The sequence below is a fragment of the Roseivivax sp. CAU 1753 genome (assembly GCF_054482575.1).
This window is the reverse complement of sequence record NZ_JBTLRF010000003.1, coordinates 210,814-225,941: the sequence shown is the minus strand read 5'-3', so window position 1 is coordinate 225,941 and position 15,128 is coordinate 210,814. Positions and strand designations below refer to the sequence as shown.

The window sequence follows — 15,128 nt, the reverse complement described above, 5'->3', positions numbered from 1 at the left end:
CCGATCACCGGGCGGGGCGAGGGCGCTGCCCTCCCGCTCCCGGTGTATTTCAGGTCCGATCGTGAGGAAGAGATGCAGTGGAAAGCTGGGGAACATTTTAAGAACGCGGCTTTATCTCGGGTGGCATCGGCGCTATCTTGCCCTGCATGAGCGGTTTCGATGACATGGATGCGTTCGAGGCGGCGGCAGCGCCGGGTCTCGCATCGCGCGCGATGCAGGCGCGGGGTGCGCCTTACCTCGACGGGTTGAACCCGGCGCAGCGTGCGGCGGTGGAAACTCTGGACGGTCCGGTGCTGATGCTGGCGGGGGCCGGCACCGGCAAGACCCGCGCCCTGACCGCGCGAATCGTACACCTGATGAACCAGGGCCGGGCGCGCCCGAACGAGATCCTCGCCGTGACCTTCACCAACAAGGCCGCGCGCGAGATGAAGACCCGCGTGGGATCCATGCTTGGCCAAGCGATCGAGGGGATGCCATGGCTTGGCACCTTCCATTCGATCTGCGTCAAGCTGTTGCGGCGGCATGCGGAGCTTGTGGGGCTGAAGTCGAACTTCACCATTCTCGATACCGACGATCAGGTGCGGCTGATGAAGCAGCTGATCGTGGCGCGCGGCATCGACGAGAAACGCTGGCCTGCGCGGCAACTGGCCGGGATCATCGATGGCTGGAAGAACCGCGCGCTGGGCCCGGGCCAGGTGCCCGCCGCCGATGCGGGCGCGTTCAACCATGAAGGGCCCGCGCTTTACGGCGAATACCAGGCGCGGCTCAAAGAGTTGAATGCCGTCGATTTCGGCGATTTGCTGTTGCACGTGGTCACCATCTTCCAGACCCATGCCGATGTGCTGGCGCAGTACCAGCGCTGGTTCTGCTACATCCTCGTGGACGAGTACCAGGACACCAACGTCGCCCAGTACCTGTGGCTGCGGCTTCTGGCGGGCGGGCACCGCAACATCTGCTGCGTCGGCGATGACGACCAATCGATCTATGGCTGGCGCGGCGCGGAAGTGGGCAACATCCTGCGTTTCGAAAAGGATTTCCCCGGCGCGCATGTGGTCCGGCTTGAGCAGAATTACCGCTCGACGCCGCATATCCTGGCTGCGGCCTCGGGCGTGATCTCGGGCAACAAGGGGCGCCTTGGCAAGGAGTTGTGGACCGAGGCCGAGGACGGCGAAAAGCTGCGTCTGATCGGTCATTGGGACGGCGACGAAGAGGCGCGCTGGGTCGGTGACGAGGTCGAGGCGATGCAGCGCGGCACCCGCGGGATGCGCGCCTACACGCTCGACGAGATGGCGATCCTGGTGCGCGCCAGCCACCAGATGCGCGCGTTCGAGGATCGGTTCCTGACCATCGGTCTGCCCTACCGCGTCATCGGCGGCCCGCGTTTCTACGAACGTCTCGAGATTCGCGATGCGATGGCCTATTTCCGGCTTGTGGTGTCGGCCGAGGACGATCTGGCCTTCGAGCGGATCGTCAACACGCCCAAGCGCGGTCTGGGCGACAAGGCCCGGCAGACCATCCAGCAGATCGCGCGGGCCAATGGCGTGACGCTGCTGACCGGCGCGCGCATCGCGGTCGAGGACGGTGCTGTCAAGGGCAAGGGCGGGGCCGCGCTGAAGGTGCTGGTCGAGGATGTGGCGCGCTGGGGCCGGATGGCGGGAGATGCCGATCTGAGTCACATGGAACTGGCCGAGATCATCCTCGACGAATCCGGCTATACCGGCATGTGGCAGAACGAAAAGACGCCGGAAGCGCCGGGGCGGCTCGAGAATCTCAAGGAACTGGTGAAGGCGCTGGAGAATTTCGAGAACCTGCAGGGGTTTCTCGAGCATGTCAGCCTGGTGATGGACAACGAAAGCGACGATGGCGGCGCGAAGATCTCGATCATGACGCTGCACGCGGCCAAGGGGCTGGAGTTTCCGGCGGTGTTCCTGCCGGGCTGGGAAGACGGGCTGTTCCCGTCGCAGCGGTCGATGGACGAACAGGGGCTCAAGGGGCTCGAGGAAGAGCGCCGCCTGGCCTATGTCGGGATCACCCGCGCCGAAGAAGTCTGCACGATTTCGTTCGCGGGCAATCGCCGGGTGTTCGGACAATGGCAAAGTCAGATGCCGTCGCGCTTCATCGACGAGCTGCCCGAGGCGCATGTCGAGGTGCTGACGCCGCCGGGTCTTTACGGCGGCGGCTACGGGGCGGCGGGCATGGCGGCCCAGGCATCGCCCGAGATCATGGCCAGCGCCCAGAGCGACCTGCACGACCGCGCCAGCCGTGCCGATGTCTACAACTCGCCCGGGTGGCGCAGGCTTCAGGAACGGTCGCAGCAGCGTCCGCTGAGCCAGCCCAGAGAAAGCCGCAACCAGGTGATCGACCTCGACGCGGTGTCGTCCTACGTGATGGGCGAACGGGTCTTTCACCAGAAATTCGGCTACGGCGCGATCACCGGGATCGAAGGCGACAAGCTGGAAGTGGCGTTCGACAAGGCGGGCACCAAGAAGGTCGTCTCGCGCTTCATCTGCGCCGCCGACGACGTGCCGTTCTGAGGGTTTTTACTATCGGATAATCCCGTCTTCCTTTGCGTTGCGTAGCGCTGAGAGTAAGCTAGCTTCGATGTCCCTTTTGCTGATGCGGCTGTTCAATTTTTCCTCAATTTCTTTAATTCTATTTTGAAGGTCGGATATTTCCATTTGCTTTTTTCTGAGCTCTTTGGATTGATCGTCATGTCCCAGGATTCTGTCCATGCTTGCCCGGAAGCGTCGAAAGCGGATGGTTTGGTACAGGATGCTGGTCACAAGCGTGACAGTTGCCAGAAAGCACCAGAGAAAAAACCCAAAACCGAAAGATGTATTCGGTTCGATTGCAGGTAGGGTAAAATATGTAAACATCTCGATTAAGAGAATAAATAGGGCTCCAAATCCGGCACTGGAAATTAACAAGTAACGGTAACCCTCTAGAGACTTGAAATATACCATTGTCATATCGCCATCGAGCGGCGATAGGTAATTCAGCCAAGCAATCGAAATCGCATCAATTATATATCCGATGAACCAAGATATTACGGTAAAAACAATTAAGGAAAGGAGCCCAAGCTGAAAGTCAATATTCGCCGGATTAAAACTTTCTGTGGTATTTGTGACTATAATGAGCGCTGCAACTGCACCAATTACAATTCTTGGAATAATGTATGGAACCTCGTTTGACTCGTGGATCCTCTTGAGAACGCTGTCTATAGTATCATCCATCTAATTACCTTTATATGACTTACTGTGAGGCTTAACGGTCGAGGTCGGCGGCATCAATCATACTGCGCGAGCGTAGCTTGACCCCATTTAGGTTACAAGTTAACCGTCTCACGTGGCGATTTGTTTACCGGATTGCGGGCCACGCTAAACATGCCGCTAAAGAGGTCAGCAGAGAGTGCCCTTCCGAGGAGCCCCCTTCGCCTGACCGCGACGGGGGTTTTTTGTGGTCCGAAACGGACCGGAGACGGAGCTTGAGAGATGTCCACACGCAAGACACGCACCAACCTTGTTCACGGCGGCACGCGCCGCAGCCAGTATGGCGAGTTGAGCGAGGCGATCTTCCTGACGCAGGGGTTCGTCTATCCCTCCGCCGAAGCCGCCGAAGAACGCTTCATCGACGCGGGCGAGGACGAGTTTATCTATGCCCGCTACGGCAATCCGACGGTGCGCATGTTCGAGGAGCGCATCGCGCTGCTTGAAGGCACCGAGGACGGGTTTGCCACCGCGTCGGGCATGGCGGCGGTGAACGGCGCGCTGATGGCGATGCTGAAGGCGGGCGATCACATCGTCTCGGCGCGGGCGCTGTTCGGGTCCTGCCTCTATATCGTCGAGGATATCCTGCCGCGCTTCGGGGTCGAGGTGACGTTGGTCGACGGGGCGGATCTGGACCAGTGGCGCGACGCGGTGCGCGACGACACCAGGGCGGTGTTCTTCGAATCGATGTCGAACCCGACGCTGGAGCTGGTCGATATCGAAGCCGTCGCCGCCATCGCCCATGCCAAGGGGGCAGCTGTCGTCGTCGACAACGTGTTCTCGACGCCGGTCTATTCCGATGCGGTGGCGCAGGGCGCGGATGTGGTGATCTATTCCGCGACCAAGCATGTGGACGGGCAGGGGCGCACGCTGGGTGGCGTGATTCTGGGCACGAAGGCGTATATCCGCAAGGTGGTCGAGCCCTACATGAAGCACACCGGCGGCTCGATGAGCCCGTTCACCGCCTGGGTGCTGCTCAAGGGGCTCGAGACGATCGACCTGCGGGTGCGCGCCCAGACCGCGAGTGCGACCGAGATCGCGACCGCGCTTTCGGGCAACGCACATCTGTCCCGCGTGTTGTATCCGGGGCTCGACAGTCATCCCCAGCACGCGCTTGCGGCGCGGCAGATGGGGGCCGGGGGCACGATGATCGCCTTCGAGATCAAGGGCGGCAAGTCGGCCGCGTTTCGCTTCATGAATGCGCTCGACATCATCCTGATCTCCAACAACCTCGGCGATGCCAAGACCATCGCGACCCATCCCGCCACCACCACTCACCAGCGTCTGAGCGACGAGATCAAGGCGCAGCTCGGCATTTCGGACGGTCTGATCCGGCTGTCGGTCGGGCTGGAGGATCCCGGCGATCTGATCGACGATATCGAGCGCGCGCTCACGGCCATGTGAGCACGCGCCGCGCGCCCAAGATTTCATGGGCGGAAACATTTGATCTGTCTTGGCCGTGGTTTCGTAATACCCTGTGACATGGGAAAGCGGAGCGGCGCACCCTATCTCTATCCACAAGGATGCGGAGAGACTGACATGAACGTCTATGACCCTGAATTTGATCGCAAGCCCAGCCGCGCGGAAGCGGCAGCGGCCCTGAGCCTGTTGCGGGACTGGGCCGATCGTGCCCACGAGGACGAGATCGAAGCGCTGGATCCCGCGGTGCAGACGCTGCTGGCAGGGGGCAGCGCCTATCCGGCGCTTGCGCGGGACTACGACACCACGTTCGGTGTCGATACCGCCTACAAGGACACGCTGCCCGATCTGCAGAACGGACCGTCCTCGCTGATCCGGGGCGCGCACCGGCCGATCCAGCACGTGGGGATTTCGAATTTCCGGCTGCCGATCAGCTACCACACCCGCGACAACGGCGATCTCACCCTCGAGACCAGCGTCACCGGCACGGTCAGCCTCGATGCGGACAAGAAGGGCATCAACATGTCCCGCATCATGCGGTCCTTCTACAAGCATGCCGAAAAGACATTTTCCTTCGGGGTGATCGAGGCCGCGCTGGATGACTACAAGTCCGACCTCGAAAGCTTTGACGCGCGCATCAACATGCGCCTGCGCTTTCCGGTCAAGGTTCCCAGCCTGCGGTCCGGCCTGTCGGGGTTCCAGTATTACGATATTGCGCTGGAACTGGTCGAAACCGACGGCGTGCGCCGCAAGATCATGCATCTCGACTATGTCTATTCCTCGACCTGTCCGTGTTCGCTGGAACTGTCCGAGCATGCCCGCCGCGAGCGCGGCGTGCTGGCGACGCCGCATTCGCAGCGGTCGGTCGCGCGCATCTCGGTCGAACTGGCGGGCGATGACGTGCTGTGGTTCGAGGACCTCATCGACCTCTGCCGCATGGCGGTGCCGACCGAAACGCAGGTGATGGTCAAGCGCGAGGACGAGCAGGCCTTCGCCGAGTTGAACGCCGCCAACCCGATCTTCGTCGAGGACGCGGCGCGGCTGTTTGCCCAGCGGTTGCAGGACGAGCCCCGTATCGGCGATTACCGCGTGCTGGCCAGCCACCAGGAAAGCCTGCACAGCCACGATGCGGTGTCGGTCTTGACCGAGGGCGATCTCTTTGCGCAGGAAAGCCTTGATCCGCAGCTGTTCTCGACGCTGTTCCACACCGGCTGAGCCGGGGTCGACGGCGGCAGGGGCCTCACCGACCCGGTGGGGCCTTTTGTCATGGCGGTGCGGGAAACGAGGGCCCGGCGCGGGGGCCGGGCCGGTGTGGCGGCGTCCCGTGCCACCCCGGCGCGGCGCTGCCGGATCGGTTCGGCATGCGTTTTTTCGGAAAGGTGAAACGGGCGGGGGGTTCGGGGTGCCCGGGCGCCGCGCGGGGGGATTGCGACGTGATACAGCGTTCTGCCGCGCGGGGGGATGCGTTGCGCATGCATTTTTCCGGATCAGTGAAGATCGGGCCGCGCCGTTTGCCGCGTGTCGCATCGCCTGACGCGGCGGCGGAGGTGCGCGCGCAGGGGGGGCGGCAGCCCGCTGCGGCGGTGCTGTGGCTTGACTTGGGCGCGGGCGCGGTCCAACGCTCGCCCTCATGTTCGATCTGCGCCCCGTGGCCTATGTCATTGGCCTTCTTGTGATGTGTCTCGGCCTGACCATGGTCTTGCCGATGCTTGTCGATATTGCCGAGGGGCGCGGCCAGTGGCCGGTCTTCGCCGAGAGCGCGATCATCACGACGCTGTCGGGCGGGCTGATTTCGCTGGCGACGCAGAACGCGGTCAAGGACCGGCTGTCGCTGCAGCAGACCTTCCTGATGACCACAGCGGTCTGGGCCGTGTTGCCGTTGTTCGGCGCGATTCCCTTCGTTCTGGGGGCGACCGATGCGCGGCTGGTCGATGCCTATTTCGAGGCGATGTCCGGGCTGACGACCACCGGGTCGACGGTGTTCGCCGGGCTCGACGGCATGCCCAAGGGGATCCTGCTGTGGCGCGGATTGCTGCAATGGCTGGGCGGGATCGGCATCATCGTCGTGGCGATGGTGTTCTTGCCCGAGTTGCGCGTCGGCGGCATGCAGATCTTCCGCTCGGAGGGCTTCGACACCATGGGAAAGGTGCTGCCCCGCGCCGCCGAGATCGCGTCCTCGATCTCGTCGATCTATATCACCATCACCATGGCCTGCGCGCTGGCCTACCTTGGCACCGGCATGAATGTGTTCGACGCCACTGTGCATGCGCTGACCACCGTCGCCACGGGGGGCTTTGCGAATTACGACGCCTCTTTCGCGACCTTCACCGGACCGGCGGAATATGTCGCGTCGATCTTCATGATCCTCGCGGCGCTGCCCTTCGTGCGCTACGTGCAGTTTCTCAACGGCAACCAGGGCGCGATCCTGCGCGACAGCCAGATCCGGGCGTTCCTGATAATCATCGCGTTGATATCGGTGGTGACGGTCTTCGTGCTGTCGAGCCTGTTTCCCTACGCGCCCGACCGCGCCGCCCGCGAGGCGCTGTTCAACATCGTCTCGATCATGACGGGCACCGGCTATGCCTCGGTCGATTACATGCTCTGGGGGCCGTTCTTTGTCGCGCTGTTCTTCTTTATCGGCCTGATCGGGGGGTGCGCGGGCTCGACCGCCTGTTCGATCAAGGTGTTTCGCTGGCAATTGATGTTCGTGTCGGTGCGCTCGCAGCTACGCCGCATCCGTGCGCCGCACGGCATCTTCACCCCGCGCTTCGAGGGGCGCCCGCTGGGCGAGGATGTGTTGTCGTCGGTGATGACGTTCTTTCTGTTCTTCATCGTCACGCTGGGGCTTTTTGCGGTGGCGCTGGGGATGACCGGGCTCGATTTCATCACCTCGGTGTCGGGGGCCGCGACGGCGCTGGCCAATATCGGGCCCGGGCTGGGGCCGATCATCGGGCCCACGGGCAATTTCGCGCCGCTCAACGATATGGCGAAATGGCTGCTGATCCTCGCGATGCTGATGGGGCGGTTGGAATTGATGGCGGTGTTTGTGCTGTTCACAGTCCGCTTCTGGCGGGCCTGACCTTGCGTCGGGCGGAAAAACGACAAGAGTGGCGGCACCCATGACCGAAGCCCTGACCCTTGCTGTCGAGACCACGCCCGAGCAGCATATCCTGCGGCTGTCGGGGACGTTTAGCGTGCGCCAGTTGCCGCGCTACGGATCGAAACTGACGGCGATTCCCGCCGACCGGCCGGTCGTGGTCGAGATGCAGGACCTGCAGCACCTCGATACCGCCGGGGCCTGGGCGCTGGACCGGCTGCGGCTGCGGCTCGGCGCGGCCGGGCACGATCTGCGCTATGACGCTGCCGCACCCCATCTGGCCACGCTGCTGGACCGCGTCGCCGAGGCCATGCCGGTGCCCGATCCGGATCTCGATGGCGGACCCAAGTCGCTGGTCGACCGGGTCGCACTGGTCGGCGAGGCGGTGGTTCGTTCGGCCAAGCGGGGCGGCGTCTTTCTGAACATGCTGGGGATGTTCCTGACGCGGCTGGGCTTCACCCTGCGGCGTCCAAGCGAGTTTCGCTTTACCGCGCTGGTCGCCCATTGCGAGGACGTGGGCCTGCGCGCGGTGCCCATCGTCAGCCTGCTGTCGTTTCTCATCGGGGTTGTGCTGGCCTTCCAGGGCGCGACCCAGTTGCGGCAATTCGGCGCAGAGGTCTTCGTCGTCGACCTGATCGCGATCTCGATCCTGCGCGAACTGGGCATCCTGCTGACCTCGATCATCGTCGCCGGGCGCACCGCGTCGGCCTTCACCGCCGCCATCGGGTCGATGAAGATGCGCGAAGAGATCGACGCGATGCGCACGCTGGGCATCGACCCGGCACTGGCGCTGTTCGTGCCGCGCATCCTGGCGCTGATCCTGATGCTGCCGATCCTCGGGCTGGTGTCGAACGTGATGGGCCTCTTGGGCGGCGGCATCATGTCCTATCTGGTGCTCGACATTTCGCCGGGGATCTTCCTGACCCGGCTGATCGAGGGCACGGACGTCTCCAACGTCTTCGTCGGTCTGGTGAAAGCGCCGGTCTTCGCGGTCATCATCGGCGTGGTGGGCTGCAACGCGGGCATGCAGGTCGGCTCGAACGCTGAAAGCCTCGGGCGGCAGACCTCGAGCGCGGTGGTGCAGGCGATCTTCGCGGTCATCGTGGCGGATGCGGTCTTTTCGGTCTTCTTCGCGGAGATCGGGCTATGACCGATGCGCGGCGCGACGGCGACGACAACGTGGTGATCCGCCTGCGCGGCATACACAACCAGTTCGGACGGCAGGTGGTGCATCACGACCTCGATCTCGATGTCTATCGCGGCGAGATTCTGGGCGTCGTCGGCGGTTCGGGCACGGGCAAGTCGGTGCTGCTCAAGACCATCGTCGGGCTGCAGGTGCCCCAGAAGGGCGAGATCGAGGTGCTGGGCGTCGATCTGACCCGGGGCGGCGATGAAGCCTTCGACAAGGTCAGCGACCGGTGGGGCGTGATGTTCCAGGACGGCGCGCTGTTCTCGTCGCTGACCGTGCGCGAAAACGTGGAAGTGCCGCTGAAACACGTGCCAAACCTCGATCCCGCGACGCGCAGCGCGCTGGCCGATCTGAAGATCTCGATGGTGGGGCTGTCCTGGTCGGCGGGCGACAAGTACCCGTCCGAGTTGTCGGGCGGCATGCGCAAGCGCGCCGGTCTGGCCCGCGCGTTGGCCCTCGATCCCGATATCGTCTTCCTCGACGAGCCGACCGCCGGGCTCGACCCGATCGGGGCGGCGGCATTTGACCGGCTGATCCATGGACTTAGCCGGTCACTGGGTCTAACGGTGTTTCTGGTTACCCACGATCTCGACACGCTGTATGCAGTCTGCGACCGGGTCGCGGTGCTGGCCGAACAACGCGTTCTGGTGAGCGGAACGATTGAGGAGATGGGCCAGGTGGATCATCCTTGGGTGCACGACTACTTCCACGGGCCGCGCGCCCGGGCGGCGATTGCCGCCCACGACGAGGCGTAGGGCGACGGGATGGAAACACGCGCCAACTTCATCATCATCGGTGCCTTCACCGTGGCCGGGTTCGTCGGAATCCTGGGGTTTTTCCTGTGGTTCGCCGGGGTCGAGCTGGACAATCGGTATGCGTATTATGACGTGAAATTCAGCTCTGTCTCGGGGTTGTCGAACGCGTCGGACGTGCGCTTTGCGGGCTTCCCGGTGGGGCAGGTCGTCAATATCGGCCTGTCGCCGGAACGCGATGGCACGGTGCAGGTGCGGCTCGAGATCGACGCCGAGACGCCGGTGCGGATAAATTCGGAAGCGACCATCGAAAGCCAGGGTGTGACCGGCGTGTCCTATGTCGGAATCAGCGCCGGCACCCCCGATGCGCCGCTGCTCGTCTACGTGTCGGAAGACAACGTTCCGGTCATTCCGGCGGGCCGGTCGGTGCTGCAATCGCTGAGCGAGGACGCGCCGGAACTGCTGGCAGAGGCGCTGGGAGTGGTGCAGGACCTCAACTCCCTGATGAGCGACGAGAACCGGGACCGGGTGGATGCGATCCTGGGGAATGTGGCCGAAGCCTCCGAGAGCTTTTCCACCGTACTGCAGGACTTTTCGGCCGTGACGTCCGAGATCTCGAACTTTTCGTCCCAGATCGACCGGTTCAATACCACGCTCGAGACCCTGTCTGACGATCTGTCGGTGGTGCTGGGAACCGCCGACACGACGCTGATCTCGATCAATGAACTGGCCCAGGACGGTCAGTCGCTGTTGCAACGCGGCCAGGGGACGCTGGATGCGACGACCCGGACCATCGACAGCGCGCAGGGGTTCCTGTCGAACGACCTGCCCGCGCTCAGCATCGAGTTGCAGGGGGCGATTGCCGATCTCAGGCGCGAATTGCTGGTGCTGACCGAGGAAGCGTCGGTCACGCTGACGGCACTGACGGACGCGGGCGGCGTGGCGCAGCAGCGCTTCGAGGAGGCCGGTCCGCTGATCGCCGAAACCTCAGCGCTGATCGAAAGCTTCGAGGAGGCGTCGGATTCCATCTACGAAACCTCCGAGAATATCGACCTGCTGTTCGAGGAAGACGGCCAGTGGCTGATCGACGAGATGCGGATCGTGGCCGCCGACACCGCCGAGGTGGTCGCAATTATCGCCGAGGCGGCGCGCAACGATTTGCCCATTGTGCTCGAGGATGTGCGCGCGGCCTCGGCAACGACGCGCCGCGTGATCGAGGACGTGGGCGCGAACGTGACCGACGCGTCGGGCAAGGTCGTCGGCCTGACCGACGAGGCAGAGGCGGCGCTGGTCGCCGCGACAACCACCTTCGAGACCGCGAATGGCACGCTTGAGGCGGTAAACGAGGCGCTTGTGACCGGCAACCGGACGCTGCTCGCGGCAGAGCGGGCCTTCGACGGCGCGGACCGGGTGATCAACTCCGAAGTGGCCGCCATCACCGCCGATCTGCGCAGCGCCATCACCAGTTTCGACACCGCCGTCGGCGAGGTGTCGGAAGACATCCCCGCGCTTAGCCAGGACCTGCGCGAAGCGGCATCGGCGGCCCAGGCCACCTTCGTGGAGTTGCAGCGCGTCGTGGTGGCAACCGGCACGCCGGTCGCGACCTTCGCCCGCGACGGGTTGCCGCAATACTCCGCCCTTGCCTCCGAGACGCGTCGCCTGATCCAGAATCTCGACCAGTTGACGCGGCAGCTTGCCCGCGATCCCACGCGGCTTCTGCTTGACCGCAACACGCCGGAATTCCGAAGATGAGACCTGCCATGCCCCTGATCCGCCTGTTGCCCGTTCTTGCCCTGCTTGTCCTGCCCGGCTGCTCGGCGCTGTCGGCGCTGTCGGACGCGACCAGCGTGCTTGATGTGTACGAACTGCGCGCGCCCGACGACATCGCCAAGGCCCCGCGCCAGCGCAACTACAACGTCACCGTCGAGGAACCGACGACGACCGGGGCGCTGCTGACCGACCGGATCATGATCCGGCCGTCGGAATTGCAGGCGCAATACCTGCCCGACGCGCGCTGGGGCGAAGAGGTGCCGGTGATGGTGCAATCGCTGCTTCTGCGGTCGTTGCAGGCGACCGACGGGCTAGCCTATGTGGGGCGCGAACCGCTTGGCCTGTCGGGCGACATCGCCATCGTCACCGACATCATCGACTTCCAGGCCCGCGACCTGCCCGAGGCCGACGCCGCCATCGTCACCCTGCGCATCGCGGTGCAACTGGTGCGCGAAAAGGATATATCGATCCTGGCCAGCCGCACCTTCACCGCAGAGGCGCGATCGGCCTCGCGCGACAATGCCGCGATCATCGCCGCCTTCGACCAGGCCTCGGACGCGCTGATGCGGGACTTCGCCGATTGGGTGGTGACCGGGCTGCGCTGACGGGGCGGATCAGAAGAAGCTTTGCGGGTCGATATCGATCGAGACGCGCAGATCCCCTTTGAGCCGGAACTGCCCGACCCAGTCCGCAAGCGCGGGTTGCAGGGCCGTGCCCTTCGGCGCCTTCACCAGCAGCCGCACCCGGTGCCGCCCGCGCACCTTGGCGACCGGCGCCGGGGCCGGGCCATAGACCTCGGCCCCCACCGCGCGCAGCATCTGCGACTGCCGCGCCAGCGCATTGCCCAGATCGAATACCTTCTGCACGTCCTCTGACGACAGGATGATCCCGGCCATGCGCCCGTAAGGCGGCACGCCCGCCGCTTCCCGTTCGCGTGCCTCGGCGCGCCAGAAGCCTTCCTCGTCCCCTGACAGGATCGCGCGGATCACCGGATGCTCGGGTTGATAGGTCTGCAACATCGCAACGCCCGGCTTTTCCGCCCGACCGGCGCGGCCCGCCACCTGCCGCATCAGCTGAAACGTCCGCTCGGCGGCGCGCAGGTCCGAGCCCTGCAGGCCCAGGTCCGCGTCGATCACGCCGACCAGCGTCAGCAGCGGAAAATTGTGCCCCTTGGCGACAAGCTGCGTGCCGACGATGATGTCCGCCGCCCCCGCCGCGATGCCCGCGATTTCCGCCTTGAGCTGCCGCGCGGTGGTGTACATGTCCGACGACAGCACCGCGACGCGCGCCTCGGGAAACCGCGCGCGGGCCTCTTCGGCCAGCCGTTCGACACCGGGGCCGACTGCGGCCAGCTTGCCCTCGACCGCGCAGGACGGGCAGACCTCGGGCTTTGGCTCGGTCTCGCCGCACTGGTGGCAGACCAGGCGCTTGAGAAAGCGGTGCTCGACCATGCGCGCGTCGCAATGCTTGCAGCCGATCTGGTGCCCGCAGGCCCGGCAGATGGTCACCGGCGCATAGCCACGCCGGTTGAGAAACAGCAGCGCCTGTTCGCCCTTCTCGATGCGGCTGCCGACCGCCTGCGCCAGCGTCTCGGAAATCCACCGGTCCGACGGCAGATCCTCGCCGCGCATGTCGAGGCTCTTCATGTCCGGCAGCGCCGCGGTGCCGAAGCGCGCGCTCAGCGTCAGGCGCTCGTATTTGCCGGCCTCGGCATTGGCCCAGCTTTCCAGCGACGGCGTGGCCGAGGCCAGCACCACCCTTGCCGCGTTGATCGACGCGCGCAACACCGCCATGTCGCGGGCATTGTAAAGCGCGCCCTCCTCCTGCTTGTAGGCGGTATCGTGTTCCTCATCGACGACGATCAGACCCAGATCCTGGAACGGCAGGAACAGTGACGACCGCGCCCCCACCACAAGCTGCGCGCCGTTCTGCGCCACCATGTGCCAGACGCGGCGGCGCTCGGTCTGGGTGACGCCGGAATGCCATTCGGCGGGGCGCGCGCCAAACCGGGCCTCGACGCGGGTCAGAAACTCCGCCGACAAGGCGATCTCGGGCAAGAGCACCAGCGCCTGCCGACCGGCGCGCAAGCACGCGGCGACCGCCTCGAGATACACCTCGGTCTTGCCCGACCCGGTCACACCCTTCAGAAGCGTTGTACCATAGCCGCCACATGCGATGCCCGCGCACAGCGCCTCGGCGGCGGCGCCCTGATCTTTCGCCAGGGGCTTGCCCGGCAGCGTCGGGTCAAGTCGCGGGAAAGGCGTGTCCCGGGGGCTTTCCTCTTCCAGAACCACGCCTTGCTTGACAAGTCCCTTGACCACTGACGACGTGACGCCTGCCATCTGCGACAGCTCCGACAGGGTCAGCGCCAGGCCGCCCATCTCGGACAGGGCGGCCATCACCCGGTCCCGCGCCGCGGTCGCGAGCTCGGGCCGTCCGGTGCCCTGCCGGTAGACCTTGCGCTTCGACGGCGGCTGGCCCAGTCCCGGCGCGCGGGTCGCAAGCCGCAGCATCTGCGGCAGCGGCGTCAGCGTGTAGCCGCCCGCCCGGGTCAGGAACGCACGCATTTCGTCGCGCATCGGCGGGATATCGAGGACCGCGCCGACAGAGCGCAGCCTCGCCGCGTCGAATTGGCCGTCTCCGGGCCCCCAGACCACGCCCATCACGCGCCGCGGCCCAAGCGGAACCTCGACGAATGCGCCCAGCATGACACCGCCCTCGGGCGCACGATAATCCAGCGCGCCGCCCAGAGGTTGCGTCGTCAGCACGGCGATCCGGTCGCCTTCTGCGAAGAATGAGGGTGTGTCCGTCAACATCCGAGGTTTTGCCTTGATCGCGTCTGGGGTAAAGACTCCGACAGGGAACGCCAAGCCATCCGGGAGGAGCGCCACATGAAATTCTTCGTCGACACTGCAGATATCGACGCGATCCGCGAACTGAACGACCTCGGCATGGTCGACGGGGTCACCACCAACCCCTCGATCATCATGAAATCAGGACGCGACATCCTCGAGGTCACCAAAGAGATCTGCGGCATGGTCTCGGGCCCGGTCTCGGCCGAGGTGGTCGCGCTCGAGGCCGACGACATGATCGCGGAAGGCCGCAAACTGGCCGAAATCGCTGAAAACATCGCCGTAAAGGTGCCGCTGACCTGGGCCGGGCTCAAGGCCTGCAAGACGCTGACGGACGAGGGCCGGATGGTCAATGTCACGCTCTGCTTCTCGCCCAACCAGGCGCTTCTGGCGGCCAAGGCCGGGGCGACCTTCATCTCGCCCTTCATCGGGCGCCTCGACGACCTGAACCAGGACGGGCTCGACCTGATCGCGGATATTCGCCAGATCTACGACAATTACGGCTTCGAGACCCAGGTGCTGGCCGCGTCGATCCGATCCGCCAACCACATGTCCGAATGCGCCAAGATCGGCGCGGATGTGGCGACCGCCCCGCCGGGCGTGATCAAGGCGATGGCAAATCACCTTCTTACGGACAAGGGGCTGGACCAGTTCGTGGCTGATTCGAAAAAGGCCGGGATCAAGATTCTCTGATCCTTTCCATTTTCCAAATACGCCTGCAGACCCTCTGAAAACGCGAAACGGCGCCCGTGATCGGGGCGCCGTTTTCCGTTGGGATCGCGC

The 15,128-nt window shown here is 64.6% G+C and carries 11 protein-coding genes and 1 riboswitch; of the genes, 9 read left to right on the top strand and 2 right to left on the bottom strand.

Going from position 1 to position 15,128, the window contains the following annotated elements; all coding sequences use genetic code 11:
* Nucleotides 1–146 precede the first annotated feature (146 nt).
* Complete coding sequence (locus tag ACXYMN_RS08585; RefSeq protein WP_459013158.1) at nucleotides 147–2,534, top strand: ATP-dependent helicase; 2,388 nt, start codon at nucleotides 147–149, stop codon at nucleotides 2,532–2,534.
* A 9-nt stretch (nucleotides 2,535–2,543) separates the two neighbouring features.
* On the opposite strand, the gene ACXYMN_RS08580 is transcribed toward ACXYMN_RS08585, so the two are convergent.
* The gene (locus ACXYMN_RS08580; RefSeq protein ID WP_459013157.1) at nucleotides 2,544–3,233 is read right to left on the bottom strand and encodes a hypothetical protein; all 690 of its coding nucleotides are present in this window, start codon (nucleotides 3,231–3,233) and stop codon (nucleotides 2,544–2,546) included.
* Nucleotides 3,234–3,335: 102 nt separating this feature from the next.
* A riboswitch (SAM riboswitch) is annotated at nucleotides 3,336–3,414 on the top strand.
* Nucleotides 3,415–3,491: 77 nt separating this feature from the next.
* Between ACXYMN_RS08580 and metZ the strand changes: the two genes are divergently transcribed.
* The 7 genes from metZ (at nucleotide 3,492) to ACXYMN_RS08545 (ending at nucleotide 12,098) form a co-directional block, all read left to right on the top strand.
* Entirely contained in the window at nucleotides 3,492–4,670 is a 1,179-nt protein-coding gene (gene metZ / locus ACXYMN_RS08575; protein ID WP_459013156.1) for an O-succinylhomoserine sulfhydrylase, read from the top strand.
* A gap of 135 nt (nucleotides 4,671–4,805) precedes the next feature.
* On the top strand, nucleotides 4,806–5,900 hold the full coding sequence (gene folE2 / locus ACXYMN_RS08570) for a GTP cyclohydrolase FolE2 (RefSeq protein WP_459013155.1): 1,095 nt from the start codon (nucleotides 4,806–4,808) through the stop codon (nucleotides 5,898–5,900).
* A 415-nt stretch (nucleotides 5,901–6,315) separates the two neighbouring features.
* Nucleotides 6,316–7,764 (top strand): TrkH family potassium uptake protein, encoded by a 1,449-nt coding sequence (locus ACXYMN_RS08565; protein WP_459013154.1) that lies wholly within the window; start codon nucleotides 6,316–6,318, stop codon nucleotides 7,762–7,764.
* 40 nt (nucleotides 7,765–7,804) lie between these two features.
* Nucleotides 7,805–8,932 (top strand): ABC transporter permease, encoded by a 1,128-nt coding sequence (locus ACXYMN_RS08560; protein ID WP_459013153.1) that lies wholly within the window; start codon nucleotides 7,805–7,807, stop codon nucleotides 8,930–8,932.
* A complete protein-coding gene (locus ACXYMN_RS08555; RefSeq protein WP_459013152.1) occupies nucleotides 8,929–9,726 on the top strand; it encodes an ABC transporter ATP-binding protein in 798 nt (265 codons plus the stop codon). The genes ACXYMN_RS08560 and ACXYMN_RS08555 overlap by 4 nt, the downstream gene beginning before the upstream one ends.
* A 9-nt stretch (nucleotides 9,727–9,735) precedes the next feature.
* Nucleotides 9,736–11,475 (top strand): MlaD family protein, encoded by a 1,740-nt coding sequence (locus ACXYMN_RS08550; protein WP_459013151.1) that lies wholly within the window; start codon nucleotides 9,736–9,738, stop codon nucleotides 11,473–11,475.
* An 8-nt stretch (nucleotides 11,476–11,483) separates the two neighbouring features.
* Nucleotides 11,484–12,098: an ABC-type transport auxiliary lipoprotein family protein gene (locus ACXYMN_RS08545; protein ID WP_459013150.1), complete on the top strand. Its 615-nt coding sequence runs from the start codon at nucleotides 11,484–11,486 to the stop codon at nucleotides 12,096–12,098.
* A gap of 9 nt (nucleotides 12,099–12,107) precedes the next feature.
* Here the strand turns inward: ACXYMN_RS08545 and ACXYMN_RS08540 are convergent, their stop codons facing one another.
* Nucleotides 12,108–14,309 (bottom strand): primosomal protein N', encoded by a 2,202-nt coding sequence (locus ACXYMN_RS08540; protein WP_459013149.1) that lies wholly within the window; start codon nucleotides 14,307–14,309, stop codon nucleotides 12,108–12,110.
* Nucleotides 14,310–14,384: 75 nt separating this feature from the next.
* On the opposite strand from ACXYMN_RS08540, the gene fsa reads away from it, so the two are divergent.
* Nucleotides 14,385–15,038: a fructose-6-phosphate aldolase gene (gene fsa, locus ACXYMN_RS08535; RefSeq protein WP_459013147.1), complete on the top strand. Its 654-nt coding sequence runs from the start codon at nucleotides 14,385–14,387 to the stop codon at nucleotides 15,036–15,038.
* Nucleotides 15,039–15,128: the final 90 nt, after the last annotated feature.

What these genes read in the sequence shown, in the direction of transcription:
- ACXYMN_RS08585 (WP_459013158.1), top strand. Translation starts at nt 147, where the DNA reads ATGAGCGGTTTCGATGACATGGATGCGTTCGAGGCGGCGGCAGCGCCG.
- ACXYMN_RS08580 (WP_459013157.1), bottom strand. Translation starts at nt 3,233, where the DNA reads ATGGATGATACTATAGACAGCGTTCTCAAGAGGATCCACGAGTCAAAC.
- metZ (WP_459013156.1), top strand. Translation starts at nt 3,492, where the DNA reads ATGTCCACACGCAAGACACGCACCAACCTTGTTCACGGCGGCACGCGC.
- ACXYMN_RS08550 (WP_459013151.1), top strand. Translation starts at nt 9,736, where the DNA reads ATGGAAACACGCGCCAACTTCATCATCATCGGTGCCTTCACCGTGGCC.
- ACXYMN_RS08560 (WP_459013153.1), top strand. Translation starts at nt 7,805, where the DNA reads ATGACCGAAGCCCTGACCCTTGCTGTCGAGACCACGCCCGAGCAGCAT.
- folE2 (WP_459013155.1), top strand. Translation starts at nt 4,806, where the DNA reads ATGAACGTCTATGACCCTGAATTTGATCGCAAGCCCAGCCGCGCGGAA.
- ACXYMN_RS08540 (WP_459013149.1), bottom strand. Translation starts at nt 14,309, where the DNA reads ATGTTGACGGACACACCCTCATTCTTCGCAGAAGGCGACCGGATCGCC.
- fsa (WP_459013147.1), top strand. Translation starts at nt 14,385, where the DNA reads ATGAAATTCTTCGTCGACACTGCAGATATCGACGCGATCCGCGAACTG.
- ACXYMN_RS08565 (WP_459013154.1), top strand. Translation starts at nt 6,316, where the DNA reads ATGTTCGATCTGCGCCCCGTGGCCTATGTCATTGGCCTTCTTGTGATG.
- ACXYMN_RS08555 (WP_459013152.1), top strand. Translation starts at nt 8,929, where the DNA reads ATGACCGATGCGCGGCGCGACGGCGACGACAACGTGGTGATCCGCCTG.
- ACXYMN_RS08545 (WP_459013150.1), top strand. Translation starts at nt 11,484, where the DNA reads ATGCCCCTGATCCGCCTGTTGCCCGTTCTTGCCCTGCTTGTCCTGCCC.